Origin of the sequence: Corynebacterium sp. LaCa78 (assembly GCF_046717505.1) — a bacterium.
Taxonomy (GTDB): domain Bacteria; phylum Actinomycetota; class Actinomycetes; order Mycobacteriales; family Mycobacteriaceae; genus Corynebacterium.
Genome location: NZ_CP177112.1, coordinates 1,629,114 through 1,654,950 on the forward strand (window position 1 = coordinate 1,629,114; position 25,837 = coordinate 1,654,950).

Annotated in this window: 24 protein-coding genes and 1 pseudogene; 12 read left to right on the plus strand and 13 right to left on the minus strand. The window is 62.0% G+C overall.

The genetic code is table 11. The annotated features are described in order from the left end of the window. The first annotated feature begins 25 nt into the window (after window positions 1-25). Entirely contained in the window at window positions 26-925 is a 900-nt protein-coding gene (locus tag ACLI1O_RS07840; RefSeq protein ID WP_239269974.1) for a YbjN domain-containing protein, read from the plus strand. On the opposite strand, the gene ACLI1O_RS07845 is transcribed toward ACLI1O_RS07840, so the two are convergent. Together ACLI1O_RS07845 and ACLI1O_RS07850 are read right to left on the minus strand one after the other, a co-directional pair. Beyond that, window positions 912-1,343 carry a hypothetical protein gene (locus ACLI1O_RS07845; RefSeq protein WP_411706798.1) on the minus strand — a complete coding sequence of 144 codons (432 nt, stop codon included), beginning with the start codon at window positions 1,341-1,343 and terminating at the stop codon, window positions 912-914. The two genes, ACLI1O_RS07840 and ACLI1O_RS07845, sit on opposite strands and share 14 nt — an antisense overlap. Before the next feature lie 106 nt (window positions 1,344-1,449). Further along, the gene (locus ACLI1O_RS07850; protein ID WP_239269972.1) at window positions 1,450-2,220 is read right to left on the minus strand and encodes a hypothetical protein; all 771 of its coding nucleotides are present in this window, start codon (window positions 2,218-2,220) and stop codon (window positions 1,450-1,452) included. 161 nt (window positions 2,221-2,381) lie between these two features. Between ACLI1O_RS07850 and ACLI1O_RS07855 the strand changes: the two genes are divergently transcribed. The 4 genes from ACLI1O_RS07855 (at window position 2,382) to ACLI1O_RS07870 (ending at window position 6,069) form a co-directional block, all read left to right on the plus strand. Next, entirely contained in the window at window positions 2,382-2,915 is a 534-nt protein-coding gene (locus ACLI1O_RS07855) for a TetR family transcriptional regulator (protein ID WP_239269971.1), read from the plus strand. 102 nt (window positions 2,916-3,017) lie between these two features. Further along, window positions 3,018-4,370, plus strand: a complete 1,353-nt coding sequence (locus ACLI1O_RS07860; protein ID WP_239269970.1) for an exonuclease domain-containing protein — start codon at window positions 3,018-3,020, stop codon at window positions 4,368-4,370. Window positions 4,371-4,442: 72 nt separating this feature from the next. Beyond that, window positions 4,443-5,060, plus strand: coding sequence for a hypothetical protein (locus ACLI1O_RS07865; RefSeq protein WP_239269969.1), 618 nt, complete (start codon window positions 4,443-4,445; stop codon window positions 5,058-5,060). Between the two features lie 10 nt (window positions 5,061-5,070). Then, the gene (locus ACLI1O_RS07870; RefSeq protein WP_239269968.1) at window positions 5,071-6,069 is read left to right on the plus strand and encodes a GTP pyrophosphokinase family protein; all 999 of its coding nucleotides are present in this window, start codon (window positions 5,071-5,073) and stop codon (window positions 6,067-6,069) included. On the opposite strand, the gene ACLI1O_RS07875 is transcribed toward ACLI1O_RS07870, so the two are convergent. From ACLI1O_RS07875 to ilvA, 4 genes are read right to left on the minus strand one after another with little or no spacing between them, the layout of a single operon-like run. Beyond that, window positions 6,066-6,455: an RNA-binding S4 domain-containing protein gene (locus ACLI1O_RS07875; protein WP_005283779.1), complete on the minus strand. Its 390-nt coding sequence runs from the start codon at window positions 6,453-6,455 to the stop codon at window positions 6,066-6,068. The genes ACLI1O_RS07870 and ACLI1O_RS07875 overlap by 4 nt on opposite strands. Next, window positions 6,455-6,694, minus strand: coding sequence for a hypothetical protein (locus ACLI1O_RS07880; protein ID WP_005278507.1), 240 nt, complete (start codon window positions 6,692-6,694; stop codon window positions 6,455-6,457). The genes ACLI1O_RS07875 and ACLI1O_RS07880 overlap by 1 nt, the downstream gene beginning before the upstream one ends. Then, complete coding sequence (locus ACLI1O_RS07885) at window positions 6,691-7,335, minus strand: YigZ family protein (protein ID WP_239269967.1); 645 nt, start codon at window positions 7,333-7,335, stop codon at window positions 6,691-6,693. The genes ACLI1O_RS07880 and ACLI1O_RS07885 overlap by 4 nt, the downstream gene beginning before the upstream one ends. After that, the gene (ilvA, locus tag ACLI1O_RS07890; RefSeq protein ID WP_239269966.1) at window positions 7,335-8,603 is read right to left on the minus strand and encodes a threonine ammonia-lyase IlvA; all 1,269 of its coding nucleotides are present in this window, start codon (window positions 8,601-8,603) and stop codon (window positions 7,335-7,337) included. The genes ACLI1O_RS07885 and ilvA overlap by 1 nt, the downstream gene beginning before the upstream one ends. Before the next feature lie 122 nt (window positions 8,604-8,725). On the opposite strand from ilvA, the gene ACLI1O_RS07895 reads away from it, so the two are divergent. Continuing rightward, entirely contained in the window at window positions 8,726-10,468 is a 1,743-nt protein-coding gene (locus tag ACLI1O_RS07895) for a choice-of-anchor I family protein (protein WP_411706799.1), read from the plus strand. Window positions 10,469-10,530: 62 nt separating this feature from the next. Next, window positions 10,531-11,768 (plus strand): IS3 family transposase gene (locus ACLI1O_RS07900; protein ID WP_411701846.1). Its coding sequence is split into 2 segments (ribosomal slippage): window positions 10,531-10,858 and window positions 10,858-11,768, totalling 1,239 coding nucleotides; the frame shifts between segments, so codons are not numbered across the junction. A gap of 450 nt (window positions 11,769-12,218) precedes the next feature. On the opposite strand, the gene dnaE is transcribed toward ACLI1O_RS07900, so the two are convergent. After that, entirely contained in the window at window positions 12,219-15,791 is a 3,573-nt protein-coding gene (gene dnaE / locus ACLI1O_RS07905; protein ID WP_239269964.1) for a DNA polymerase III subunit alpha, read from the minus strand. Window positions 15,792-15,836: 45 nt separating this feature from the next. Between dnaE and rarD the strand changes: the two are divergent. Next, window positions 15,837-16,795: pseudogene (gene rarD, locus ACLI1O_RS07910) on the plus strand (EamA family transporter RarD). Here rarD and ACLI1O_RS07915 read toward each other — a convergent pair. Genes ACLI1O_RS07915 through lspA form a run of 4 tightly spaced genes read right to left on the minus strand, consistent with a single transcriptional unit; the run spans window position 16,792 to window position 19,830 of the window. Continuing rightward, the gene (locus tag ACLI1O_RS07915; protein WP_411706800.1) at window positions 16,792-17,814 is read right to left on the minus strand and encodes an HNH endonuclease signature motif containing protein; all 1,023 of its coding nucleotides are present in this window, start codon (window positions 17,812-17,814) and stop codon (window positions 16,792-16,794) included. The pseudogene rarD and the gene ACLI1O_RS07915 sit on opposite strands and share 4 nt — an antisense overlap. Before the next feature lie 60 nt (window positions 17,815-17,874). Beyond that, window positions 17,875-18,414, minus strand: coding sequence for a hypothetical protein (locus tag ACLI1O_RS07920; RefSeq protein WP_284769534.1), 540 nt, complete (start codon window positions 18,412-18,414; stop codon window positions 17,875-17,877). After that, the gene (locus ACLI1O_RS07925) at window positions 18,411-19,337 is read right to left on the minus strand and encodes an RluA family pseudouridine synthase (RefSeq protein WP_284769533.1); all 927 of its coding nucleotides are present in this window, start codon (window positions 19,335-19,337) and stop codon (window positions 18,411-18,413) included. The genes ACLI1O_RS07920 and ACLI1O_RS07925 overlap by 4 nt, the downstream gene beginning before the upstream one ends. Next, the gene (gene lspA, locus ACLI1O_RS07930) at window positions 19,330-19,830 is read right to left on the minus strand and encodes a signal peptidase II (protein ID WP_411706801.1); all 501 of its coding nucleotides are present in this window, start codon (window positions 19,828-19,830) and stop codon (window positions 19,330-19,332) included. Before lspA ends, ACLI1O_RS07925 begins: the two co-directional genes overlap by 8 nt. A 32-nt stretch (window positions 19,831-19,862) precedes the next feature. Here lspA and ACLI1O_RS07935 point away from each other — a divergent pair, with 32 nt between their 5' ends. After that, on the plus strand, window positions 19,863-20,807 hold the full coding sequence (locus ACLI1O_RS07935) for a hypothetical protein (protein WP_239269961.1): 945 nt from the start codon (window positions 19,863-19,865) through the stop codon (window positions 20,805-20,807). A gap of 6 nt (window positions 20,808-20,813) precedes the next feature. On the opposite strand, the gene ACLI1O_RS07940 is transcribed toward ACLI1O_RS07935, so the two are convergent. Continuing rightward, a complete protein-coding gene (locus ACLI1O_RS07940; RefSeq protein WP_239269960.1) occupies window positions 20,814-21,449 on the minus strand; it encodes a hypothetical protein in 636 nt (211 codons plus the stop codon). 107 nt (window positions 21,450-21,556) lie between these two features. Between ACLI1O_RS07940 and ACLI1O_RS07945 the strand changes: the two genes are divergently transcribed. Further along, window positions 21,557-22,471, plus strand: a complete 915-nt coding sequence (locus ACLI1O_RS07945) for an asparaginase (protein WP_239269959.1) — start codon at window positions 21,557-21,559, stop codon at window positions 22,469-22,471. On the opposite strand, the gene ACLI1O_RS07950 is transcribed toward ACLI1O_RS07945, so the two are convergent. Further along, the gene (locus tag ACLI1O_RS07950) at window positions 22,468-23,853 is read right to left on the minus strand and encodes a DNA polymerase IV (protein ID WP_239269958.1); all 1,386 of its coding nucleotides are present in this window, start codon (window positions 23,851-23,853) and stop codon (window positions 22,468-22,470) included. The two genes, ACLI1O_RS07945 and ACLI1O_RS07950, sit on opposite strands and share 4 nt — an antisense overlap. Window positions 23,854-23,932: 79 nt before the next feature. On the opposite strand from ACLI1O_RS07950, the gene ACLI1O_RS07955 reads away from it, so the two are divergent. Together ACLI1O_RS07955 and ACLI1O_RS07960 are read left to right on the plus strand one after the other, a co-directional pair. Further along, on the plus strand, window positions 23,933-24,577 hold the full coding sequence (locus ACLI1O_RS07955) for a GntR family transcriptional regulator (RefSeq protein WP_239269957.1): 645 nt from the start codon (window positions 23,933-23,935) through the stop codon (window positions 24,575-24,577). After that, window positions 24,574-25,791, plus strand: coding sequence for an MFS transporter (locus tag ACLI1O_RS07960; RefSeq protein ID WP_239269956.1), 1,218 nt, complete (start codon window positions 24,574-24,576; stop codon window positions 25,789-25,791). Before ACLI1O_RS07955 ends, ACLI1O_RS07960 begins: the two co-directional genes overlap by 4 nt. Window positions 25,792-25,837: the final 46 nt, after the last annotated feature.

A 25,837-nucleotide genomic window follows, 5' to 3' on the forward strand; every position in this document is an offset into this window, starting at 1 on the left:
TCCAGCGAAGGCGAGTGTGCGGTGCATGATGATCGAATTTGAATCCACCAGTCTTGAGCGGCACCTGCGCGCCATCGTCCGCAAGCTTGATTTTTCCTATTGGGCGCTATCAACTGGAGAACTCGTCATTTCCCATGGGCAGGCGGGGTCCACGCTGGTCTTTGTGTCGCAGACCGACGATGTGGTTGTCCACCTGCACACCACTCTGCGCGGCGCGGTTGACTTGGGCGAGGCCGCCGCGCTGTCCCGATTTATCACCAGTTGGAATGCCGATTGCCTCTACCCCACCGCCGTGCTGGACTATGACGAGGAGGGGTCGCTGGTGCTGTGTGGGCAGAGCCACTTCAGCACTGGAACTGCACCAACGCACGATCAATTGGCCGCTTTTGTGCCCGCCGCGCTCCGCGGCGCAGAGGTGCTCATTAGCGTGGCGACGCGCGAATTTCCGGCCCTGGCCCAAGAACCAGAGCTGTTGCTAGCTCAAGACGATGCCGCTTCCCCGCCCGCGGTCACCCTGGATTTCCTCGCGACCGCTCTGCCGCAGATAGGGATCGACCGCTTCCATAGCGATGGTGAAATCTGCCTATTTGCCCTCGTCAACTCCATCGCCTGCACCTTCACCCTCGACTCTGGGCCAAGCCTCATCATCACAGGCCGGTGGGACCTGAATGCGGATGAGGACGAATTCACCCGTTTGTTTTTGATCTGCAATGACTGGAACCGGGCAAACCACAGCGCCACGGCCTACTGCCGCGCCAGCGACGACGGCCTCCACGTCCACGTCGATGTGCCGACCCTGACCGGGGCGGGCCTTCACCAAGGCCAGCTGCTGCGGGTTTTAAGCCAGAGCCTCGATGCGATCCTGCACGCAATCGATGACATCGCGCGGGAATTCTGTGGCAGCTCCCCGGTCAAGTGGGCGTAACTACTTCCCTTTGCGCACTGGCCTCTTTGCCAGCCGTCTCCCAGTCCGCGTCGGAGCTAATAAACGCGGTGCACCAATAGGAAAACATGGCCAAAAATGGGGCTACCACCCAGGCCACGGCGGGAGAAAAGTTCGGCGCAAATTCCACGACGTCCCCGGGGTTCTCCGGCGGGTGCGTTGCGGTGATGCCACCAAAGACGTAGAAGGAAGCGGCACCGGTAAGCGCGCACAGCCCTACCCACAGCAGCATCGTGAGACCACGCCCGCGACGCTGCGCGAATGCGGCCAGTCCGAGGCACAGCCCCAAGAAACCCGTGACGAGTGCAAAGGTCATAAATGCGACGAATTGCGCGTTGCCCGCGGCTTCAATGGCGTAGCCGCCACCGTCGACAGCATGGCCGGTCATCGTAGGGCGCATAAACCCCCAGAGCGCGCCACAGATGCCGAAAACGAACAGGGAACACGCGAGGAGCCCCGCACCGAAACCGAGTGTGCGGGGCAAGCGAGCTTGGCGGGAAGACATTTTAGTTACAGAAGGTCCAGTTACCGTCCTCGCGGCGGAAACGAACGGTGGAGGTATCGGTACCGTCCGAGTTCGACACGCTCACGGTAGCAGAGGCATCATCGCCATTGACCACAACGTCATTGATCGATTCCAGCTTGGTGGAGGTAGGGATGGCCTCTAGCTGGTCGGCGAACTCGTTGATCTTGGCATTGCCCTGGCTTTGCTGGCGCATGGAGTTTGCGTATTCCGCAAAGGACTGGTTGGGCAGGCTATCGACGTAGTTGAGGTACTGCTGGAAATCCCCGGACTCGCCTTCGCGCACGGCCTTGCAGGCGTGGGCAGGCATGTATCCAAAGTAGTCCTTAACATTGTCAATCTCATGCTGCCCGCGCACCAACTGCTCAATGGCCTGCTTATCGCCATCGCTTGCTTCTTGCCCACCTTCAATGGGCTTGATGTCCTGGGCGTTGGCGAAGGGATCGTCCTCATTCTCAATGGGGTTCGCGTTGGTGCCCTCATTGCCGCCTTCTTCGCCCTTCTCCTTAGGCTCCTCGGCGGCCTTTTTCTTGTCCTTTTCTTCCTTTTCCTTCTTTTTATCCTTATCTGCGTCTTTGTCCTCAGACTTTTTCGCCGATTCCTTCGCGGAGGTCTCAGAGGACGAGGAAGCAGACGAAGACGACGTGGTCTTCGTCGAATCGTCCTCGTCATTTGAGCTGCATGCAGCTAAGGCAAGCGGGGCAACCATAGCGACCGCAAAAAGGGACTTCTTAGCAGGGGTCAAAAAGGACAAGGGAGAGCTCCTGAATCAATCTTTCGAATGCGAAGCCGCCTCACGACGGGTTCTTATGTCCCCGCAATCTTAACAATGCAAGTTTGCAAGGGACATTATTGCAGTCTGAAAAGTACCTGTGAGCTATTCCTTGGCGCGGCGAAACACGTACAATTTCCACTGTGCAACTACATCGCGAGGCCATCATCGACGCCGCCACGACCCTATTGAATACGTATGGGCTTGCCGATGTCACCATGCGCCGCGTCGCCTCCTCCCTCGGCGTTGCCCCGGGCGCACTGTATTGGCACATCGCCAATAAGCAGGCGCTCATCGCCGCTCTTGCCGAAGATATTATCGCCCCCGTCGCCGGTTCCACGCTGGAAGAAATTAGCCTGCACCTGCGCAAATTGCTCCTGGCCCGGCGCGATGGCGCGGAAGTTGCCATCGCCGGCCTCTCCCAGCCGGATTCCACGGCGTGGGATCACCTCGTCGCACAGTTTAGCTCCGCCACCTGCCCCGATTTCGATGATACTGCCCGCAAGGCCGCCGCCCTTTCCGCCGTGCACCTCGTCCTAGGCGCCACGCTGCTCGAGCAATCCCAGCGCCAGCTTTTAGAAACCACCGGCGGAGCTACCCCGGCGGACTACCGCGCCGATTTGGTGCGTGGCGTGCGTATTATCAATGCCGGATTGCAGCACAGCGGGACGGATTAAAACGCTTCACCCCCGCGGCGGATTTCTGCTAAGCACAAGCGAGTACGATCTCTGTGCAGCACCTCCCCCTTAGATTCTCACCTCAGAAGAAAGGCCATTTTCGTGTCGTATCCCGCGCATGGCGTATCCATCGATGTCACTGCGGAAAAAGTCGTGCTTCACCGCAGCCTGCTCTCCCGCAGCTTAGGCGCTCCTGCCACCGCAGAAATCGCGCTCGATACCATCGATGACCTGCGCGTCCACGGACCCACCGCCACCGGTTTTGGTTCCTTGTCCTTAGGCAGCGCCGGCAGCATTGCCTTCGCGCCGCACCAAGATCCCCACAGCGTGGCGCGCGCCATTAAGGCGGCGCAACAGGGCGACACACCCGCGGAAGCCCCAACCCCATCCACTAACGAGGAAACCCCAGGGCTTGATTTCGTCGCGGTTGATGTAGAAACCGCCAATGATAATTGGGGTTCCATCTGCCAGATCGGTGCCGTGCGTTACCGCGATGGCGAGGAAACCGCGTCCCAGTCGTGGCTGTGCACCCCTCCCCCAGGCTTGGAGCACTTTGCAGAAATCAATATCTCCATCCATGGGATTACCGCCGCCGATGTCGAGGGGGCCACGCCCTTTGCCACAGCGGCCGCAGAGCTCTTTGATTTCATCGGCAGCGATGTCATCGTCGCGCACAATGTCCAGTTCGACTCTTCCGCGCTGCGCTCCGGATTGCTGGCCGCCGGCGCCGATGTCCCCACCGTCCCGTTGGCCTGCTCGCTCGCTTTGTCCCGCGATGCGTCCAAGCAAGGTATTATCTCGGTAGCCAACCACAAGCTTCCCACCGTGGTGAAACACCTCGGCGGCGACTCTTTTACCCACCACGATGCCACAGAGGACGCCCGTGCCGCCGGCACCATCATCACCGGGTTGGCCCAGCGCTTCGTGCATACCGGAAGCATCACCGATCTCTTCACCAGCCGCGAGTTTAGCCTCGGCCGGCTCGAGTCCGCGGCCATCCTGCCGGTCCTGCGCGCGCATACCGCGCCCACCTCCGGCGACGATCTGGGCGCCGGTACCGATTTCCGCGATTCCACTCGCTCCGCCGGAACCAACAAGAAGCCCTCGTCTTCTGGCCGGGCGCCGTGGCAGGCCGTGGCCACCCCGGATACCATCCCAGATCCCAATCCCGATGCCGATCCAAAGGGCGCGCTCTACGGCCAGCACGTCACCCTGACCGGCGATTTCGAGCCGTACGATAAGGGGCTGCTGTGGCAGGGCATCGCCAAGCGCGGCGGGCAAGTGGGCAAAAACGTCACCAAGAAGACCACGCTGCTTGTCGTCGGCGAATGGGCGAAGAAGACCTCCAAGGAAAAGCGCGCCGAAGAGCTGCAGAAAAAGGGTCAGGACATCACCATGTGGTCCGGTGCCCAGCTCTTTTCTGAACTCGAGCTCGACGCCGAGCCGCCTTTTTAAGCCCGCAGGGAACCACCCGGCCATTTCTCCAGTCCAATAGGGGCGGATACTCACGACCCTGGAGAAATCACCATGACCCTTACGCTCGACGCTCCCCGCCCCACCACCGCTAATTTGCTGCCGGCGCTCTTCGCTCGGTCGTGGATTAAGCACCAGCGGCTTTCCGATGACGGCTTTTGCGACTCCCTTGCCACCATCCAGCTTTCGCCCAACTTGTCGATGGCGCTGGTCTTTCCCGGGCAGCGCACTTTTCGCAGGCTTAGCCACCGCGGCCTCGCGGACCTCGATGTTTCGGCCCGACAGGCGTGGAATTGCGCCTCGCATAACCTGCAGCGCGCCGCGCTCGACTCGCAGGGCCTGCGCTTTTGGACGCGCCCGGCCCACTGCGCCCTGCCGGCCGCAGCGCCCTATGGCGGCCTGCAAGTTCGCTCCCACGGCGCCCCGGTTTCCTCGTGGTTGGCCCACCCAGAAACCTTCACCGTGCTGGATAAGCACATGCGCCGCCTCATGCGCTCGCATTCTTTAACCTACCTGGTGCCTGATTCCGCGACGGTTTTTGTCTTCGCCCACTTACCCGATGAGTATGCCCGCGACCTCGCCCGCGCCGCCGCCGAACAACTTCCCCGCCATCGCACCGTTTTACATTCGCGCCCGCTAGTATGGTCTAACGGATTTCCCCGCGAATTATGAGAGGAGCACCATGGCGGAAAGCAGGATGTCGAGGCTGAGCAATCAGTACCACGCCTGGACCCGCAGCCACCCCACGGCGGCGGAGGATTTTCGCACCGCCATCGAGGATCTACTCAATGACGCCGGCATCATCTTTGACCGGGTATCCACGCGCGTCAAGGCGTGGTCTTCGCTCAAACGCAAGGCCAAGAAGCGGGGCGAGGGCGGCGATTTCATCTACCCCACCCCGTGGGACGATATCCACGATGTCATGGGCGTGCGCGTTACGCTGTACCACTCCACCACCATTCCCAATGCGCTAGACGTGCTGGGCGAGTCCTTCAAGGTCGTGCGCTCTGTAGATAAGGCGGCCGAGACCCGCATTTCCGGCGGTTTTGGCTACGGTTCCCACCACCTGGTGCTCACCGTGACGGACGATAGCGCGGCGGCCATGGAAGAGCTCGCCGATTTCGTGGGTTGGACCTTTGAGGTGCAAATCCGCACCGTGCTGCAGCACGCGTGGGCGGAATTCGAGCACGATATCCGCTATAAGCAGGGCCCTACCCCGCCCTCGCCCGAGGTCGACCGCCTTTTTACGCTGGCCGCCGGCCTCATCGAACTAGCCGATCAGCAATTCGATGAAATCGCCGCGCTCAAGGCCCCGCGCACGGAGACGGACACGGACGTGGAGCTTACTCCGGAAACCCTGCCTGGCGTCCTAGCCATCATTTTGGGCAACCGCTTCCCACTTTCGCGCTCGGAGCACTACCGCTTCCTCGCGGAAATCTTGGAGGAAAACGATATCCGGTCCTTGGACCAGCTCGAGCAGCTGCTTGACGATGACGCCATTGCCCACGTCCACGACACCATGCACTATCGCTTTCGGCCCGGCCAAGTGCGCCTTATCGATGACCTCTTGCTCAATAAATTTGGCAAACAGCATATCGAGGCCACCGCTGAATCCGGCGACCGCGCCGGCCGCCGGCGCCGCCTGAACGCGCGCCTTAAGGCGCTGCGCGCTAATTCCTAGCGGAACCCGCCGCGGAATTTTTCCATATCGCGGCGTTCCTTCTTCGTCGGCCGGCCCGCACCGCGGGGGCGCACCGGCACGGACGGCATGAACTCCTTGGGCGGTGGCGGAGGCGCGTGATCGGTATAGCAGGTGCGCGCCACCGGCGCGCCCACGCGCTTGGCGACGGTAGCCAGCACCTCCAAATCGTGCTCGTGGTGGTTGCGCCACACGCGCACCCTATCGCCTGGCACGACTTGTTGCGCGGGTTTGACCGCTTCACCGTTGATTTTCACGTGCCCGGCGCGCACCGCGGTGGCCGCGGCGGATCGGGTTTTGAACATGCGCACCGCCCATACCCAAGCATCAATGCGGACGGGGCGGCCGCTTGGCTGCGGGGTAGGCATTAATAATTATTGTGGTTCTCGTTGACGATTTTGCGGATCTTCAACCAGTTATACCCGCCGCCCACCACGGCGATGATAAGGCCCAAAACCATCCAAGCGGCCAAATTAGCAGATAGCACACCTAAAACAACTCCTGCGCCGAGGCCACCGGCAACGGAAATAACGGCGTTGCGGGAGTGCTTGCGCACCTGCTGCTTGCGCTGCGCAATGGGGTTATTCGGTCGCTGCTGCATAGTCATGACCCAGATCCTACCTCAACCCAAGCAGAACCTGCTTCGCGCGCGCTGATTTCACCTTGGGAAAGCGCGGCGAGCATCGCCTGGAGCGCATCGAGCCCACCCGGGCGCACGGCGACGGTAAAGGTTACGGCTGCACCGTACTCGGTATCGGTGATATCGATGCCGCGCCCGCGCAAATCCGCTTCGAGGCGCCCGGCCGTGGCGTGCGGGCATTCCACCGTATAAAGCTCCCGGCGCGCCCGAGTGACCGCCTCGACCTTCTCCATGGCCTCGCTGACCGCCCCGCCATAGGCATGCACGAGGCCGCCCGCGCCCAGCTTGATGCCGCCGAAGTAGCGCACGACCACCGCGCAAATATCAAGCATTCCAGAGCCTTTCACCACATCCAACATGGGTTTTCCGGCCGTCCCGGAAGGCTCGCCATCATCGGAGGAACGTTCCACTGGGTTCGCGTCGTCGACGTGGTAGACATAGGCGGAGCAATGGTGGCGGGCATCGGGAAAGCGCTGGCGGGCGGCATCGATAAACGCCCGCGCTTCTTCCTCGTTTGTGACCCGGCCGATCAGGGCAATAAACCGCGAGCGTTTGATCTCATTTTCGTGTTCCACCTGGCCGGTGGGGCGCCGATACGTATCGCGCATTAGGCCACCAGGAAATCGTACTCGGGGGTATTCGGCTGCAGGTGCTGCACCGAGATCTTGGACTCGGCCATCCGCTCCTTCAGCCCCGCCAGGTCCTCGGCGCGGCTTAGCTGTATGCCCACCAGCGCGGCACCGGTCTCGCGGTTATTGCGCTTGAGGTACTCAAAAAGAGTGATGTCATCGCTGGGGCCCAGGATTTCAGATAGGAAGTGGCGCAGCTGGCCCGGTTCCTGCGGGAAATTGACCAAGAAGTAGTGCTTCAGGCCGCGGTGCACCAGGGAGCGCTCCATGATTTCGGCGTAGCGCAGCACGTCATTATTTCCCCCAGAAATCACGCAGACCACCGTCGAACCCGGTTCTAGCGGCACCCGCTGCAGCCCGGCCACGGACAGCGCACCGGCGGGCTCGGCGATAATACCCTCATTTTGATACAGGTTGAGCAGGTCCGTGCACACCGCCCCCTCAGAGACCGTGTCCCAGTGCAGGCGCGATTGGTTGGCCTCCAAAATCTCATACGGCAGCGAGCCCAGGCGCTTGACCGCCGCGCCGTCGACAAACGGATCCACGCTCTCTAGCGCCACCGGCCCGCCATTGCGGAAGGCTGCTCTTAGCGATGCCGCCCCTTCCGGCTCCACACCCACCACCTTCGCGTGCGGTGCCATATCCGCCATATAGGAGGTGATGCCAGAAATCAGCCCACCGCCGCCGACGGGCACGACGATGGTATCGACCGAGGCGCCCTTGGCCGAAAGCTGCGCCAAGACCTCCGCGGCCACGGTGCCCTGGCCGATGATCGTATCGCGGGCATCGAAGGGCTCGATGAAGGTGGCGTGGCGCTCGGCGGCATCGGCATGCGCGGCGGCCGCGGCCTCGTCAAAGTTGGCACCCACTACTACGAGTTCCACTTGGTCTCCGCCGTGCACGTGGATGCGGTCGCGCTTTTGCATGGGCGTGGGCTCCGGGACGAAAATCTTGCCCGGAATCCCCATGGTGCGGCACGCATAGGCCACGCCTTGTGCATGGTTGCCTGCCGATGCCGTCACGATGCCCCGCTCCCGCTCCTCCTGCGACAAGCTGGAGATGCTATTGAGCGCGCCGCGTATCTTATACGAGCGCACGTCCTGGAGATCCTCGCGCTTTAAATAGACCTCACAGCCCGTTTCCGCAGAAAGCCGGGGGCAATACTGCAGCGGCGTCGGCGCGATTTCGGAACTGATACGTGCCTGTGCCTGCTGGATATCGGATGCGTGGATGGTCGATTCAGTCATGATTGCAGAGTCTACTCGTCCTACCTAGTGCTCGACCGATTCACCTAGATTTCATTCCGGTTTAGCGTGACTGTTACGTGGTTTGGAGACAATGGAGTGCTCCACACGAAAGGACTCTCTCTATGTTTAAGCGCACCTCTATCGGCGTGGCTGCCTGCCTTGCGCTCAGCTGCGCCCCGGCCGCCAACGCGCATATCGTCGATAATGTTTTAGAACGCTCCGCCGACGATGCTGCGGTAAAACTAAGCCCCATCGGCTCGTATGAAGCCGGGGTCATGGGCAAATCAGCAGCGGAAATCGTGGCCTACCACGCCGCCTCCCAGCGCATTCTCACGGTGAACGCGCAATCGGGCAAGGTGGATATCCTGGATGCTTCCGATCCCGCCAACCCCACCAAGGCGGCCGAGGTTTCCGCCGGCGGCGATAAGGAAATCAACTCCGTGGCCGTGCGCCCCGATGGCCTCGCCATCGCCGCCGTGCAGCAGGGAGACAAAACCGAAAACGGCGAGGCCCTGATTTTCGATGCCGCCTCCGGCGACGAGCTCGGTCGCGTGCCGCTCGGCGCGCTGCCGGATAACGTGCACATCACTAATGACGGCGCCTATGCCTTGACCGCGAATGAGGGCGAGCCCTCCGATGAGCTCACCGCCGACGGCACCGAATACACAAAAGATCCAGAAGGTACTGTATCGGTCATCTCCCTGCCAGACGGCGTCCAGGCCCCCTCCGCTGCGGATGTCCGCACCGCTGATTTCCGCGCCTTCGACGGCTCAGATGCAGAACTCGACCCGTCCATTCGCGTCTTCGGCCCAGAAAACCACCACAATAAGCCTTCGCTCGACTTCGAGCCGGAGTATATTTCCTCCGCCGATGGCAAGGCCTATGTCACCTTGCAAGAAAACAACGCCATCGGCGTGGTCGATATCGCCTCCGCCACCGTAGAAAAGGTGCTGCCCGCCCACATCGCGGACCACTCCGTTGTCCCCATCGATCCCTCCAATAAGGACGGCGCGGCAAAGCTGCGCACGATCCCTGTGCAAGGGCTATCCATGCCGGATTCGATTGGTGCCTTTCAAACCAACGGCCAGACCTACTTCGCCACCGCCAATGAGGGCGATGCCCGCGATTGGGGCGGCTACACCGATGAGGTCAAGCTAAAAGATCTTGTTGAAGAGGGCCAGGTCTGTGATTCCGTCGACCTGCCAGAAGGCATCGAGGACAAGAAATACGCCGGCAACCTCAAGTTGAGCAATGCCTCTGGGTGGAATGAGGAACAGGGCTGCTTCGATGGCCTGTATTCCTTCGGGTCCCGCTCCTTTAGCATTTACGATGCCGAGGGCAACGTCGTCTTCGATTCCGGTTCCGACTTCGAGGAAATCACCAAGGACATCGAGGGACTTAACTTCAATGCCGATAACGAAGACCCCGACTTTGACGATCGCTCCAATAATAAAGGCCCCGAACCGGAAGCCCTGACGATTGGAACAGTTGGCGATCGCACCTATGCCTTCATCGGCATGGAGCGCGTGGGCGGCATTTTCGTCTACGACGTCACCGACCCCGCTCATGCCGAGTTCGTCACCTATACCAACAATCGCGATTTCGCCGTGGACTATGACGAGGACAATGTTGCCGTCACCAGCTTGGCCGGCGACTTGGGCCCAGAGGGGTTGGCGTTCGTTAGCAAGGAAGACTCGCCTACTGACGATGCCCTCCTTATCGCCGGCAACGAGGTGTCCGGGACCACTACTATCTTTTCTGTCGCCGATCTCGTCGGTGGCTCCCAAGATGAAGACGGCGACGCTCCTGACGATGCCCCCGGGGCATGGCTGCCTGGTGACGGCTCCAGCAGCATCGGGACCTGACCCCCAGATGGTGGACACCTTGAAACCAGCATCTCGCTGGGGAAGTGAGGTACCTTTCCACCATGCCACGCAAGACCTACACCGAGCAGTTCAAGCGCGACGCAGTCTCGTTGTACGAGTCGACCCCCGGAGCAACGCTCAACGCGATCGCCTCCGATCTCGGGGTCAACCGCAACTCCCTGCGCACCTGGCTCGACGCCTTCGGCACCGGCACCAAAACCAACGCCAACGGTGAAAAAGTCGCCAGCCCCATTGCCGCAGCCAACAGCGCACGCACGCCTGCTGAAGGACTCTCCGACGCCGAACGCATCCGCGTGCTGGAACGCGAAAACGCCAAGCTCCGGGAGGAACGAGAGATTCTCCGCAAGGCGGCCAAATATTTCGCGGAAGAGACGAACTGGTGAACCGCTTCCGGTTCGTTGATGACAACCGAGGCCTCTACGAGGTCAAGCGGTTATGTGAGGTTTTGAAGATCAACCGGTCCTCGTATTACAAATGGAAATCAGCTGCTCCTGCCCGCCGGCGACGCGTCCTTGACGACGCGGTGCTGGGAGCGAGGATCAAGGCCGTGTTCACGGCCGAGAACGGTTGTTACGGGGCGAAACGCGTGACGGCGGCCATCAATTCCGATCCAGCCAACGACGACCTTTTCAATCACAAGCGCACCGCCAGGTTGATGCGCCAGATGGGCCTGTTCGGCTACACCAAAAAACGCCGGGTGAAGACCACCGTGTCTGCGAAACGGGCTCCGAAGTTGCCCGACCTGCTGAAACGCCGGTTCACCGCGGAGAAACCGAACACCATCTACGTCGGCGATATCACGTACCTGCCGATCGCGGACGGGTCGAATATGTACCTGGCCACCGTCATCGACTGCTATTCGCGGCAGTTGACCGGTTTCGCGATCGCCGACCACATGCGCACGGAGTTGGTCGAAGAAGCTCTCACGATGGCCCACGGGGTCCGAGGCAACCTTGACGGGGCGATTTTCCACTCCGATCATGGCAGCGTCTATACCTCTGGGCAATACCGGAAGCTGTGTGAACGATTCGGTGTCACCCAGTCGATGGGAGCAATCGGGACGAGCGCGGACAACTCGTTGGCGGAGTCGTTCAACGCCACGCTGAAACGGGAAGTCCTCCAGGACGAGTCCGTTTTCCCAAGTCAGATCGTATGTCGTCGGGACGTGTTCCGGTGGTGCACGCACTACAACACCAAGCGCTTGCACTCGTGGTGCGGCTATCGCTCGCCGAACGCCTTCGAAGCCGCCGGATCAGCTACACTTACTATCGCATCTTGATTAAATCCCCGTGTCCACTTTCCGGGGTTCGGGCCCTCGCGAAGGGCGTTGGAATCATCGCTGGCGTCATTGCCCTCGGCGCCATGTTGAGTGGTGTTCTACACTTCATGCCGCAGGTAGCCGATCAGTTCTATAAGATGCTTCCAGAACCGGTCCGCCAGCTACTTCCGTAGATTTCGGTATTAAAGCGGTGGCGGTTGGGGCGCGCGATCAGCTCTTCAGCCACCGCCTACTTGCTCCGCTTGTACTGCATTGCCAGCGGTAATCGCGCGGGAGCTTGTGCGATTTCACAAATCCGAGTCGTGGACGGCACGCCAACTTCTGAGACAAACGCAATTATTCCTCTGCACGCGAGCGGTCTTCACAATTGGCCCACCGTTACCGCAGGTGCAGCGAAATTGCTTTCTCTGAGCGGCGGTAACAGTGTCCATAGAAGGTGCAGGAGAGTTTCTATCCCAAAATACCTGCACCCATCGTGGCCTTCAGGTCTCCCATGAGGTTGCCCGATCGTTCCACGCGGAGGTGCTCACCGAGGACCATGGTGGTGGATTGGTCGCCCTCGACAAGCTCAAGATAGACATCGGACTCACCGTGGTTTTTAACCAAGACCTGCTTGAGTCGGGCGATATTTTCCATCGTGCACTGGTCCGTGCGCATGGTCAGGCGCAGCGGCAGGCTCGCGCCACCGCCTGGACCCAGCTCGGGAACGCGAATATCGGAACAAAACAGCGACCGGCGCTCATCGCGCACCTTCACGTTGACGCGCGCCAAGATAATGTTGTCTTCCACAATATGCGGCGCCGCCAGCGAATAGACCTTATTGAACACCAAGATCTCTACCTGCGCGCCGTTGTGGTCTTCTACCGTGACAATCGCCCACGGGGAACCATCGCGCTTAGAAAAGCGGCGGTCCACACCGGAGATGATGCCGCCGATGATGAGTTCTTGGCCATTGTGTACCTCGTCGTTGAGGATCTTGGTCAGCGGAGTATTGGTCTGCGCAGCTAGGGCCTCTTCGAAACCATCAAGTGGGTGGCCAGAAACGTAGAGACCCAGCATCTCTCGCTCGAGTGCCAACTCGTGCTTGCGATCCCACGAGTCGTCCGGAACATCAATGGCAAAGGCGCCTTCAGAGGAGGCATCGTCGCCACCGCCGAATCCGGCAAAGAGGTCGAATTGCCCCTTATCCGCCGCCTTCTTGGTGGTCTGCACGGCATCAACGGCGTCCTCGTGAATAAGCATCAGCCCCTTGCGCGGCTGCTGGAAATCATCAAAGGCACCGGCCTTGATCAGCGCCTCGGTCACGCGCTTGGAACACGCTGCCAAATCGATCTTGTCGAGGTAATCGCTAAAGGACGTAAACGCCCCCTTTGCCTTGCGCGAGGCAATGATGGATTCGACCACTTCAGAGCCCACGTTGCGGATAGCGCCCATGCCGAAGCGAATATCCTCGCCCACAGCTTGGAAGTCCTCCTCGGACTCATTGACCGAGGGCGGCAAAACGTTAATGCCCAAGTGGCGGCAGTCCGACAAGTAGATGGCGGACTTATCCTTCTTATCGCCCACAGAGGTCAACAGCGCAGCCATATATTCCGGCGCGTAGTAGGCCTTGAGGTAGGCCGTCCAGAACGAGACCAACCCGTAGCCTGCGGCGTGGGACTTGTTAAACGCGTACGACGCGAAGGGCTCGATGGTCCCCCACAGCGCATCCATGGCGGATTTAGAGTAGCCATTTTCTTGCATGCCGCCCCAGAATTTATCGTATTGCTGGGCCAGGACCTCGGGCTTTTTCTTACCCATCGCCTTACGGAAGCCATCTGCCTCGCCGGCGGTGTAGTTCGCCACCTTCTGCGAGATACGCATGATCTGCTCCTGGTAGACGATGAGACCATACGTCTCATCCAGGATTTCCTTCAGCGGTTCCTCGAGTTCAGGGTGGATCGGGGTGATTTCCTTACGCCCGTTCTTGCGGTCGGCATAATCCCAGTGGGCGTTGACGCCCATCGGGCCAGGACGGTACAGGGCCAAGGAGGCCACGATGTCTTTGAAGCCGGTAGGCTTCATGCGCTTGAGCAACTCCTGCATACCGCCGGAGTCCAGCTGGAACACGCCCAAGGTATCCCCGCGCGAGAGCAGGTCATAGACCTTGGAGACCTTGGGGTCATCGGCATGCAGCTGCTCGAGCTGCACTTCTTCGCCACGGTTGCGCTTGATGTTTTCGATGGCATCGCCGATAACGGTGAGGTTGCGCAGGCCCAGAAAGTCCATCTTCAGCAGGCCAATGGCCTCGCAGGCGGGGTAATCCCAGCCGGTGATATAGGCGCCATCGGCAGGCCGCTTCCACATCGGGATGTGGTCCATCAACCGCACCGAGGCCATAATCACAGCACAGGCGTGCACACCAGCCTGGCGAACAACGCCCTCCAAGCCGCGCGCGGTGTCATAAATCTTTTTCACATCCGGGTCGGATTCCACCATCTGGCGGACCTCGGCGGCCTCGGAATAGCGCTCGTGGTCGGGGTCAGTAATGCCCCGCAACGGAATATCCTTCGCCATAATCGCCGGCGGCAGTGCGCCGTTGATGCGGTCAGCCATCTGGAAGCCGGGCTGGCCAAAGTGCACCTTGGCGGAGTCCTTGATGGCCTGCTTGGTTTTCACCGTGCCGAAGGTAATGACCTGGGCAACCTTGTCCTCGCCCCAGCGCTCGGCGGCATAGGTAATCATCTCGCCGCGGCGGCGATCGTCGAAGTCGATATCGATATCGGGCGCGGACGGGCGCTCGGGGTTCAAAAAGCGCTCGAAGAGCAGGTCATGTTCCAGCGGATCGATATTGGTAATGGTCAGTGCATAAGCCACGAGCGCACCCGCCGCAGAACCACGGCCGGGCCCAACACGAATGCCCACCGAACGCGCATACTTAATAAGCTCCGCCACGATGAGGAAGTAGGACGGGTAGCCCTTCATCTCAATCACGGAAATCTCGTACTTGGCGCGCTCGATATACTCCTCCGGCACATCGCGCCCGGGGAACCGCCGCTGCAGCCCCTCCATCACCTCGTGGGTCAGCCAGGAGGTGGGGGTGTGGCCCTCGGGGACATCGGCAATGGGCATGCGGTCGTGGGTGTGTTCCTCCCACACCTCGCTGTAGTCTTGCACGCGCTCGGCAATCCACAGGGTGTTATCGCAGCCATCGGGAATCAGGTCATCCCAGGTATCGCGCATCTGCGCGGCGGACTTGATGTAGTAGCCGGTACCGCCGAACTTGAAGCGGTCCGGGTCCATGAACGTCTTACCGGTCTGCACGCACAGCATGGCCTCGTGCGCCGGCGCCTGGGACTCCAACACGTAGTGGCAGTCATTGGTCACCAGCGGCGGCAGGTCCAGCTTGCGGCCGATTTCGAGCAGCCCATCGCGCGTGCGCTTTTCGATGTCCAGCCCATGGTCCATCAACTCCAAGAAGAAGTTGTCCTTGCCATAGATGTCTTGCCACATCGCCGCGGCCTCGAGGGCCTCGTTGAATTGACCGAGGCGCAGGCGGGTCTGCACATCGCCGGATGGGCAGCCGGTGGTGGCGATGATGCCATCGGCATGCTCGGCGATGAGCTCTGCATCCATGCGCGGCCACTTTCCCAGCTGGCCTTCGTAGGAGGCGAGCGAGGACAAGGTGAACAGGTTGCGCAGCCCGGTGGCGTTTTCCGCGATCATCGTCTGGTGCAAGTACGCGCCCGAGGCGGAGACATCGTCGCGCTTTTGGTCGGGGGTGCCCCACAGCACGCGCTTTTTATTAAAGCGCGATTCCGGGGCCATGTAGGCCTCGATGCCGATGATGGGTTTAACCCCGGCGCTGGTCATGCGCTTATAAAAGGCATCGGATCCATACATATTGCCGTGGTCTGTCATGCCCACGGCGGGCATGTTTTGCTTGACCACCTCATCAGCCAACATATCGACCTTGGCCATGCCGTCCAGCATGGAGAACTCGGTATGGTTATGCAGGTGGACGAAGGAGGAGTTTTTGGCCATGCGGTCATCTTAGCGGGGCGGTCAAGATGACGATATTATGCGGTGATGATCTACACGCTTGCCGCATACATCATGTGGGGGTTCTTCCCCGCGTTCTTCCCGCTCCTGCTGCCGGCCACGCCGCTAAAAATCCTCGCCCACCGCGTGTTGTGGACCGCGGTTATCGTCACGGCATTTTTAGTATTCAGCGGTGGCTGGCGCGAATTGGTCCGCATGGACAAGCGCACGTGGGGCTGGCTTGCCGCCGGGGGCGTATTTATCACGGTCAACTGGGGCACCTATGTGCTGGCGATTAATACCGATCACGTGGCCGATGCCGCTTTAGGCTATTTCATCAATCCCCTGGTATCGGTGGCGCTCGGCATGATCTTCTTAAAGGAGCAGCTGCGCCCATGGCAGGCGACCACCGTCGCCGTGGCGGCAATCCCGGTGCTGTATCTGACCTTCTTTACCGGCCAGGCGCCGTATATCTCGCTGCTGTTGGCGGCATCGTTTGGCATCTACGGGCTTATCAAGAAGCAGGTGCGGGTATCGGCAGCGGTCTCGGTCGCGGCGGAGGCTTTGGTGGTCTCCCCGTTGCCATCGCCTATATCGTGTGGATCGAGCAGGCGGGCCACGGCACGTTCACTTCGGAAGGCACGCCACACATGCTGCTCTTAATCAGCGCCGGCCTGATCACCGCGCTGCCACTATTGTGCTTTGCCCAAGGCGCGCGGACGCTGCGCTTGTCGACGATCGGCATGCTCCAATACCTCACCCCCATCATGCAGATGCTGTGGGCGCTCTTTGTCACCCAAGAGCACTTCTCCACGCACCGGTGGATTGGTTTCGGCATCATCGGCGTAGCGGTCAGCATCTACATTGCGGATCTCATTCGCGTTCGCCAAAGCGCGCCGCGCAAGAGTGCGCGGCGCGGGAGAATGCGAAATGGTTGCGCGCGCAGGAAAACGGCGCGTAATGGTCGCCGCCGAGGGGCGGGCCTTGGGCCCAAAGCCGCGGGTTAACTGGGGCCAGTATCAACAAGGTCCGGCGGTGGCGGCTGCCAGGGTTTAATCCACCGCACGCCGCCGTGCACGCGTTCGAAGCGGCCATTGCGGGGGCGGGCGGCGCGGTCGTCGTCATTGCGGCCGTTGTGATGCGGGCACGCGACGGTGAGGTTCTTGGCATTGGTCCACCCGCCGCCGGCCCAGCTATAGATGTGGTGGACTTGGCACTCATCGGCTGGGCGGTGGCACCCGCGCGCCGGGCAGACGGGGTTTTCGGCGGCGGCCATCATAAATTGCTTCCACGTTGCCCCGCGCCGCATGCGGTACAGGTTCACCGGCCCCTCCACGGGGTGGAGAAGGGTAATAAAACCTTCCTCCGCCATTGCGCGCTGGGCCAGCTCGGCGCCGCTTATCTGCGCGCCGTTGGTCATGGTGACCGTGACGTCTTTATCGCCCTGCGCGATGGCGCTCAACTTATCCAGCGGGATTACCACGTTGGTGCGCACGGTGGAAGTGGAGGCGCCGGAGTGGAAGAGGGCGGCGACATCGGCAAGCGTGGCTGCTTGGTTATGCAGCTCCGCGACGAGGCTGGAGCTACCTGTAATCGTTAGCGTCCATGGTTTGCCCGCGGCGCGGCGGCGCAGCCTCACCCCTGGTTTGGGTTCGCGCGGCGGGCGCAGCGCGCGCACCTTCTTGCGGGCGAGCTTGTCCATCGCCTGGGTATCGGCGGATACCTGGGCAAGTTCAGCGCGCAGGGCCCAGGCCCGAGCTTGGGTGGGCGCGCGGCGGGCGTGCTTTTCGATGACCTCCAACGTCGGCAGCGAATGCCCATTGCACCGCGCTCCCTCGACCGCCCGGCGCTGGCGGCGCGTAAAGCTGGTCGGCCCGAAATAAATCTGGGCAAGGTGGGCTATCGACTCGGCGGCGGCATCCGGCATGCCGGCGGCGGTCAGCTCGGAGGCGGGCATATCAGCGGCCTCGGCGAGGATATCCATCGCCGAGTTTAAAGCCGCAATATATGCCCGAATGTGTTCCATGTCCCCGATGCTAAGCCGCCACCCCACACCCCGCGCGGCGAAGCGTTCAGGATGGCAATTTTAGCTGGGTGGGCGCACGGCGAAGCTACCCCAGGCGGCATCGGCAGGCGCGGGCTCGACGGCGGCGACGGCGGGGAGGGAGGCGACATCGGCAAGCTGGGTGCCCGTGCCCCACACCACGGCGGCGCTGACCGCGCTGGGGCGCTGGCCGTAGGACGCACCTATGCGGTCGAAGGTGCGGTTAATCACCGCGGCGCGATCCTCGCCGGCGACGGGCTCCGGCACCGCGATAGGCGCGGTCGAGCCCATCAGGATGGCGTCCATGCGCGGAATATCAGTCAGCGCGGCGGCGACGGCGACAGGGGGCAGCTCGGTATCGAAGGTGACCAGTGCATACGTGGCGGCATCCGGATCGATGTCCATGGAATTAACGCGCTTAATATACTCCGCGCGCGATTCCCCGTCCGGGCCCAGCTGGTCGCCTTGCACGCGCGTGGATGCCTGCGTGCCCAGCGTGCCAAAAAGCACCAGAGCCACCACGCCCGCCACCAGCACCAGCACCAGTGCCGCTAGGCGGCGCCGCCAATAAAACTTTCTCATCCCTGCAGTCGCTCCAGGGCATGCTGCAGGTCATCGGGGTAGGGCGCGCGGGCCTCGAACCACTTCCCGGTGCCGGGGTGGGTAAAACCTAGCTGCACCGCATGCAGCCACTGGCGCTCCAAGCCCAGGCGGGCAGAAAGCTGCGGATTCGAGCCGTACATGGGATCGCCGACGCAGGGATGCCCGGTGGCGGACATGTGGACGCGGATCTGGTGGGTGCGGCCGGTTTCCAAGTGCACCTCGATGAGGCTGGCCTCGCGAAAGGCCTCGATGAGGCGGTAATGGGTGACCGCGGCCTTGCCATCGTCAAGCACGGCGAATTTCCAGCCCGATTTCGGGTGCCTGCCGATGGGAGCATCGATGGTGCCTTCGATCGGATCGGGCAGGCCCTGGACCACCGCGTGATAGGTCTTTTTCACGGTGCGGGACTTAAATGCCTGCTTGAGCGCCGAGTAGGCGCGCCCTGAGGAAGCCACCACCATGACCCCGGAGGTGCCCACATCCAGGCGGTGGACGATGCCCTGCCGCTCGGTGGGGCCTAGCGAGGCCACGTTGTACCCTGCCGCGCGCAGCCCGCCGATGACCGTCGGCCCATCCCAGCCCACGCTCGGGTGCGCGGCGACGCCCACGGGTTTGTGCACGCAGATGATATCGGCGTCGCTATATAAAACGTCCATGCCCTCCACCAGCTCCTCGCGCGGCAGCAAGGGCTTTTCCGGCTCTGGGAGCAGGACCGAGACCACCTGGCCAGAAGCAAGGCGTTCGGATTTACCCAGCTCCTGCGAATCCACGGTGACCCCGCCCTCGGCGCACAGCTGGGCAGTGGCCGAGCGGGAGAGGCCGAGGAGCTTGGCAAGCGCGGCATCGGCACGCATGCCCTCCAAGCCTTCTGGAATGGGGAAACTGCGCAATTGCCTATTCATTTTCCGCCCTCCGTTCCGCAATTAGCATGGCGCCGATGAAGATGACGACGCCGCAGGTAATGGCCGCATCTGCGATATTAAAGACCGCGAACGAGCCGACCGAGATGTAGTCCACGACGTGACCGAACCAAAAGCCGGGTTCGCGGAAGATGCGGTCTGCAAAATTGCCCAATGCCCCGCCGGCAATGAGCGCCAACCCCAGCGCCTGGCCCGTATTGTGGATGCGCGGGGCGGCTATGGCAACGCCTAAGACGAACGCCAATTGAATGGTGGTAAACAGCCAGGTCGATCCCTCGCCACCGATGGAAAACGCCGCGCCCGGGTTAAAGAGCAGGGTAAACCTGAACCAGTCCCCGATGACATAGTGCGGCACACCCTCCGTCAGGACGGTCAGCATAAGTTGTTTTACGGCTTGATCCACAACCGCCACGGCGATGACCACCGCGGCGATAAGACCTGTCTGACTCCTTCGTTTTTGGCTCACCCACATCATTCTAATCAGGAGCGTCCGGTATTTTGGTAAGCGTGTTTCGAGTCAAAGTTTTTACAGCCCTTTCCGCCGTCGCCGTAGCGCTAAGCGCCTGTTCTTATGAGACCCCCGGCCCCGCCGTGGAACAGCCCGTCGGCCTGACTATCGATGCCCCGCGCCTGACCGTCGAAGAGGCCGGAACCGGTGAGAAGAAATTGCTGGAATATCACGACATCGATTCCTCGCAGGAGGTAACCTACCGCGCCACGGAGGGATTTTCGCAGGATTTGCTGAATAAATCCGCCGCGGCCGATTTCCAGGCCGCCGACGTGGATAAGGAGACCACTACCCTGCCGCTTTCAGCTTCCGTGGATAAAGCCACCGAGGACGTCGAGGACCAATTGCCGGCCTCGCGCAACGCGTTTGTCACCGCAGGGGATCCGGAATACTCCGGCGATACCGATGTCTCTTCCGCTGACGGGTTCCAATTTGGCTGGCGCGGCCAAGACAACGGCCAGATGAATTCCCTGCGCTTGGCCGCCCCGCAGGAGGCGAGCGATGAGGCGCGCGGCACCGTCGAACAGGCGATCATGAAGCTGACCGCGCTGCCCATCGTCTTTCCGGAAGAAGAGGTGGGCACCGGCGCGACGTGGACGGTAGATTCGCGCGTGACAGGGGAATCCACGCTCTTGCAGACGACCCGCTATACGGTCAAGTCCATCGATGGTGACCGCGTCACGCTATCCGTCGAGGTGGAACAACGCCCCACCCTGGGCGCATTATCCTTCGAAGGTCAGGCCGAGGGCACGGAGTTAGAAGATAAGGAACTCGACGTGCTGGATTCTTCCACCAACTCCTCGGGCAGCATCACGGTAGATCTAACGAAACCGCTCCCCGTGGGCGGTGACGTCTCCTTCGATACGAAGGTAACCTACGGCACCGCCGATTCAGACCTGCGCGTCGTGCAATCAAGCCTGACGGAGCTGGCGTTTTCCGAGTAACAGGACTTACTCGGCGGGGGCCTCTACGGGAGCTTCGGCAGGCGCCTGTTCTGCGCCGGCCGCGGGGGCATCGCCCTGGGCTGGTGCGCCGTCGCCCTCATCGGCAGGCAGCGCGCCCGCACCGGTATCGGCGCACATCTCCGGCACCTGCTCAGGCGGCACCGTGTTTTGGATCAGCGTGCAGGCCCAGGTCTTCGATAGCTTCCAGGTGCCGTCCTGATAAATGAACTCCACCTGGTCCGCGGTCTGCTCCTGGCCATCGGCCGTGGAGAAATTCACCGTGGTCAGCACGGACTGCGGGTCATAGCCGGGCAAAACCGGATCCACGACCGCGAACTCCGCGCCGGATTCCTCCTTAGAGCGCGCCATGGTGTCAAAGATCTCCGGGGCGGATTCGCCGCCTTCCACGGTGGCGGTCTTTTCTTCCTGCGATGCCTCCGGATCCGTGGCCTTTGCCAGGATGGCGTTCAAATCGGCGGCGGTTGGCCGTGCGGGGGCCGCGGAGTCGCCGTCAGCGGACGCGGATTCGCTGGATTCACTGTTCTTGGTGGTGTCTTCTTGCTCGTCATCAGAAGAGCAGGCGGACAGGGCGGCCGCCGCGCTCAATGCGAGGCACGCGGCACCAAATTTGCGGAATTTCACTTCTCACTCCTCACGTCTGGGGTATAAACTCCCATCAGTTTACATTTGCACCAGCTTTTCTGGTCCGCGCCTGCCGCCTCGGCGCGTCTTCTTTTATTCTGGGAAGCATGACTAACCTCGCCCTCATCGCCACCGGCGGCACGATTGCCTGCACCACTGTGTGGGATGGTTCCCTCGTCCCCACCGTCACCGGCGCGCAGCTCGCGGCCGATATCGACGCCGAAGTGGTGGAATTTCGCCAGCTCGATTCCTCTTCTATTACGCTCGCGGACCTCGACGAGCTCATCGCGGTAGTCAACGAGCAGACCGCCCGCGCGGACATCGACGGCGTCATCATCACCCACGGCACCGATTCCATGGAGGAGACGGCGATGGCGCTGGAAATTTTTTGCGCCGACGATACGCCCATCGTGCTCACCGGCGCGCAGCGCTCCTACGATCACCCGCACCCGGATGGCCCGCGCAATCTCCACGATGCGCGCGAGCTCGCCCGCAGCGGGCAGCCCGGCGTCTTCATCCGCTTTGGCGGCATGACCATCCCGGCGCGCGGGGCCCGCAAGCAGCACACCTTCGACCTGCGCGCTTTTGAGTCCCTGCGGGTCCCGGATGCCACCCCGCGGCTGCAGCCGCAGCCCTTGGCGCCGCACCCGGTAGAAATCATCCCTGCCTACCCCGGCGCGGGGCGCGTGCTTGTCGATGCCGCCCGCACTTCCGCCGCCGGCCTCGTCATCGAGGCCATGGGCGCGGGCAATATGAGTGGGGATATGGGCCGCGCGCTTGCCGATGCCCTCAGCGACGACCTCCCCGTCGTCATTTCCACCCGCACCCCGTACGGCGCGACCGCGATGTCCTATGGCGGCGATGGCGGCGGCGCGAGCCTGCGCAGCCTGGGCGCGATCAACGCGGGGGCCTTCAGGCCCAGCCAGGCGCGTATTCTTTTGGCCGCAGCGCTGGCCACAGGCACGAATCCTGCCGAGGTATTCCGGCAAAACCCTGATCCCAAGCGCTATGTTGCTATCTAGTCTTGGGTTTCCAGCCAGTCCTGCCAGTCTAAGGAATCGAGCGGGTCGGCCGGCACCAACTCTGGGTCGCTAGCGGCGAAGGATTTAGTGCGGCCAGGCCCGGTCGAACGGGTTTCAAAACGCACGCTGACCACCCCGTGCCCGGTGCCCTGGATCCACCCGTGGCCAAAATCCGGGTGGTAGACGTCTTGGGTGGCGCGCCACTGATCCTCCACATCGTCTTCGACCACGACGGTGGTCGGCGCCGGTGGCGGGGAGTCATCGCTCACGCCCGTTTCATAGTCGCTATCCGGCAGCACGGGCCGCACGATTTCGCGGTCGAGCTCCGGAAACAGTACGTCTTGGCGCGCGGCTTCCAGCCCGGAATAGCTCACCCCCACCAGGCGGATGGGGCCCAGCTCATCCGGGTAGCGGGCCAGCTTGAAGGCGGCGGCAGTCAATACCTCTAGGTCATCGGTGGCATAGGCCAGGGTGGTCGAGCGCGATTCGATGTGGAAATCTGCCATTCGCAGCTTGACCGTCACGGTTCGCGCGCCGCGGCCATCTTTAAGCAGGCGGCGATGCGCGCCCTCGGCCGCGCGGGTAATCGCCGCATCCACATCCGGTACCGTCAGCAGGTCCTTGGAATAGGTATGCTCCGTGGAGATCTGCTTGGAAATCGCGCGCGGTGCCACTTCCCTATCGTCGATGCCTTGCGCCAGCTGCCACAGCTGCAATCCGACGACGCTGCCGATGGAGATTTCCACCTCCTTTTGGGTCATGGCGGCCAGCGCGCCGATGGTCTCCACCCCGATGCCCTTGAGCTTGGCCTCCGTAACCGGCCCGACGCCCCACAGCTTCCCCACCGCGAGCGGATGGAGCATCTCCAGCTGCTTTTCCGCTGGGATGACATAGGTGCCATCGGGTTTGGCTTCACCGGAGCCGATCTTGGCAAATTGCTTGCCGGAGCCCGCACCGATGGAACACGGCAGGCCCGTTTCCTCGCGGATGAGCGCGCGCAGGCCGTCCGCCCACTGTTGTACCTCGTCCGCCGTCGCACCCACCAGCGCCTCTGGCTCCATAAAGGCCTCATCGATGGATAGCTGCTCGATGACCTCGACGTGCTGAGAAATGATCTCAAATACCCGGCGCGAGGCCGCCGAATACACCGCCCGGCGCGGGCTGACCACCACCGCGCGCAGGCCCACCAATTGCTGGGCGCGATACATCGGCATCGCCGAGTGCGCGCCGTACTCGCGCGCCTCATAGGACGCGCCGGCGACGACCCCGCGGCCGCCAACCCCACCGACGAGCACCGGCCGGCCCTGCAAAGTCGGTCGGGTCAGTTGCTCGACGGAGGCGAAAAACGCATCCATATCGATGTGTAAGACCCAACGTTGCATGCCCTCCAGTCTAAGCCACGCCAACCCCGGAATTGGGAATAGGTTGACGCTTAAACTAACTTGTATGCAAGATGTATGCATGAGCGATACAAGCATGCAGCCTGCCGCGGAGCGGGTTTATGAATTGGTTAAAGAAAGGATCATCGACGGCACCATCGATTCCACGCAAATGCTGTCAGAAGCCGCGCTCGCGGCCGAGGTAGGAGTCAGCCGGACCCCGGCTCACGAGGCTTTCCTGCGCCTGGAGCTCGAGGGCTTTTTGCAGCTTTATCCCAAGCGCGGCGCGCTGGTTGTGCCAATTAGCCCCCAAGAAATCCGGGAGGTCTACGAGGCTCGCCTGCTTGTCGATGCCCACAGTGCCGAAAAGATCTGCGAGCTAGGCGAGGCAGAACGTGGGGGCATCGCCAAGCGCCTGCAAGAAAACATTGCGGCCCAAGACGCCGCTTTGGATGCCGAGGATCTCCGCGAATACACGCGCCTGGATGCCCAATTCCACCAAATCATCATGGATAGCGCCGGCAATAGCCTGCTGGCCAATGTTGGCTACCAGCTGCGCGAGCGCCAGCAGCGCTTTACCGCCACCGCCATCGGGCGCAATGTGGCGCGGGCCCGCGCGTTCGTCGATCAGCACCGCGTGCTTGCCGATGCCCTCCGCACCGCCAACCTGCCCGCCTACCTTTCTGCACTCCGCTCGCACCTGAAAAATTCGAAGGATCAACTATGAGTCAAGACCCCGCCAATCGCGACTGGTTACCCGTTGCAGGCAGCATGGTGGCCGTTGCCTGGGGTGGCAATGAATTTACTCCCCTGCTCGTGATGTACCGCGAGCAATCCCACTTCTCGCAGGTCACCGTCAACGGCCTCCTGGCGGCCTACGTCATCGGCATCGTGCCCGCACTGCTTATCTCCGGGCCACTGTCGGACTATATCGGCCGCCGCCCCACGATGCTGCCCGCCGCACCGCTCTCCCTGGCCGGGTCGTTCCTGCTGTCCATCGCGCCCGAAGAACCCCTCATCATCGCCGCCGGCCGCGTGCTGTGTGGCCTGGCGCTGGGCATCGTCATGGCGGTCGGCTCCACCTGGATTTCCGAGCTCATCACCCGCTCCGGCGGTGACCCCGCCGCAGGTCCCCGAAAGGCATCGATGTGCCTTACCGTGGGCTTCCTTATCGGCGCCGCCCTGGCCTCGGTGTTGGCGCAATGGGGCCCGTGGCCCACCCACTTGGCCTATGTCTTGCACATCCTGCTCACCGTTATTACCGCGGTGTGGCTGTTGAAGACCCCTGAGACCCGCCCGCCCCGCGGCGCAACCGTCAAGGACACGTTCCTGGATTTAAGCATCCGCGATATGTTGCACATGCTGCACATTCCTTCTGCCGCGCACCGCCGTTTTTCCCGCATCGTCCTTCCCGTAGCCCCCTGGGTATTCGGCTGCGCGGGTGCTGCCTATGCCCTCTTGCCCCAGCTGCTTTCCGATTCCGCCGGCGATGCCCCCATCGCCTTTTCCGGCCTCATGACCGTCATTACGCTGGGCTGCGGCGTCGGCATCCAAATGTTTGGCAAGGTCATCGATACCCACCGCTCCGCCCGGGCCTCCGCCGTTGCCATGGCCGTCATTACCGCCGGCACCATCTTCGGCGCCATCGCCGCGCGCACGCTTTCCCTCCCGCTCGGTATCACCAGCGCCGCCGTCATGGGCGCCGGCTACGGCCTAGCACTTGTCGCCGGCCTTTCCGAGGTCCAGCGCATCGCCGGAAAAGATGACCTCGCCGGCCTTACCGCCGTGTTCTATTCCGTGTCCTATACCGGCTTCTTTATTCCCATGGCCTTCAGCGCCCTAGCCCCCTACATTGGCTTCACGGCGCTATTCCTCATCGGCTCCCTTCTCGCCGCATGCTGCCTCATCAACGTGATTCACGGCTGGCGCGCCCACCTGTGACGCGCGACGCTATTTAGTACCGGTAGGGCGGTATCGAGTACCGACC

What these genes read in the sequence shown, in the direction of transcription:
- ACLI1O_RS07840 (WP_239269974.1), top strand. Translation starts at nt 26, where the DNA reads ATGATGATCGAATTTGAATCCACCAGTCTTGAGCGGCACCTGCGCGCC.
- ACLI1O_RS07845 (WP_411706798.1), bottom strand. Translation starts at nt 1,343, where the DNA reads ATGCGCCCTACGATGACCGGCCATGCTGTCGACGGTGGCGGCTACGCC.
- ACLI1O_RS07865 (WP_239269969.1), top strand. Translation starts at nt 4,443, where the DNA reads ATGACCCTTACGCTCGACGCTCCCCGCCCCACCACCGCTAATTTGCTG.
- ACLI1O_RS07870 (WP_239269968.1), top strand. Translation starts at nt 5,071, where the DNA reads ATGGCGGAAAGCAGGATGTCGAGGCTGAGCAATCAGTACCACGCCTGG.
- ACLI1O_RS07875 (WP_005283779.1), bottom strand. Translation starts at nt 6,455, where the DNA reads ATGCCTACCCCGCAGCCAAGCGGCCGCCCCGTCCGCATTGATGCTTGG.
- ACLI1O_RS07880 (WP_005278507.1), bottom strand. Translation starts at nt 6,694, where the DNA reads ATGACTATGCAGCAGCGACCGAATAACCCCATTGCGCAGCGCAAGCAG.
- ACLI1O_RS07885 (WP_239269967.1), bottom strand. Translation starts at nt 7,335, where the DNA reads ATGCGCGATACGTATCGGCGCCCCACCGGCCAGGTGGAACACGAAAAT.
- ilvA (WP_239269966.1), bottom strand. Translation starts at nt 8,603, where the DNA reads ATGACTGAATCGACCATCCACGCATCCGATATCCAGCAGGCACAGGCA.
- ACLI1O_RS07895 (WP_411706799.1), top strand. Translation starts at nt 8,726, where the DNA reads ATGTTTAAGCGCACCTCTATCGGCGTGGCTGCCTGCCTTGCGCTCAGC.
- dnaE (WP_239269964.1), bottom strand. Translation starts at nt 15,791, where the DNA reads ATGGCCAAAAACTCCTCCTTCGTCCACCTGCATAACCATACCGAGTTC.
- ACLI1O_RS07915 (WP_411706800.1), bottom strand. Translation starts at nt 17,814, where the DNA reads ATGGAACACATTCGGGCATATATTGCGGCTTTAAACTCGGCGATGGAT.
- ACLI1O_RS07920 (WP_284769534.1), bottom strand. Translation starts at nt 18,414, where the DNA reads ATGAGAAAGTTTTATTGGCGGCGCCGCCTAGCGGCACTGGTGCTGGTG.
- ACLI1O_RS07925 (WP_284769533.1), bottom strand. Translation starts at nt 19,337, where the DNA reads ATGAATAGGCAATTGCGCAGTTTCCCCATTCCAGAAGGCTTGGAGGGC.
- lspA (WP_411706801.1), bottom strand. Translation starts at nt 19,830, where the DNA reads ATGATGTGGGTGAGCCAAAAACGAAGGAGTCAGACAGGTCTTATCGCC.
- ACLI1O_RS07945 (WP_239269959.1), top strand. Translation starts at nt 21,557, where the DNA reads ATGACTAACCTCGCCCTCATCGCCACCGGCGGCACGATTGCCTGCACC.
- ACLI1O_RS07950 (WP_239269958.1), bottom strand. Translation starts at nt 23,853, where the DNA reads ATGCAACGTTGGGTCTTACACATCGATATGGATGCGTTTTTCGCCTCC.
- ACLI1O_RS07955 (WP_239269957.1), top strand. Translation starts at nt 23,933, where the DNA reads ATGAGCGATACAAGCATGCAGCCTGCCGCGGAGCGGGTTTATGAATTG.
- ACLI1O_RS07960 (WP_239269956.1), top strand. Translation starts at nt 24,574, where the DNA reads ATGAGTCAAGACCCCGCCAATCGCGACTGGTTACCCGTTGCAGGCAGC.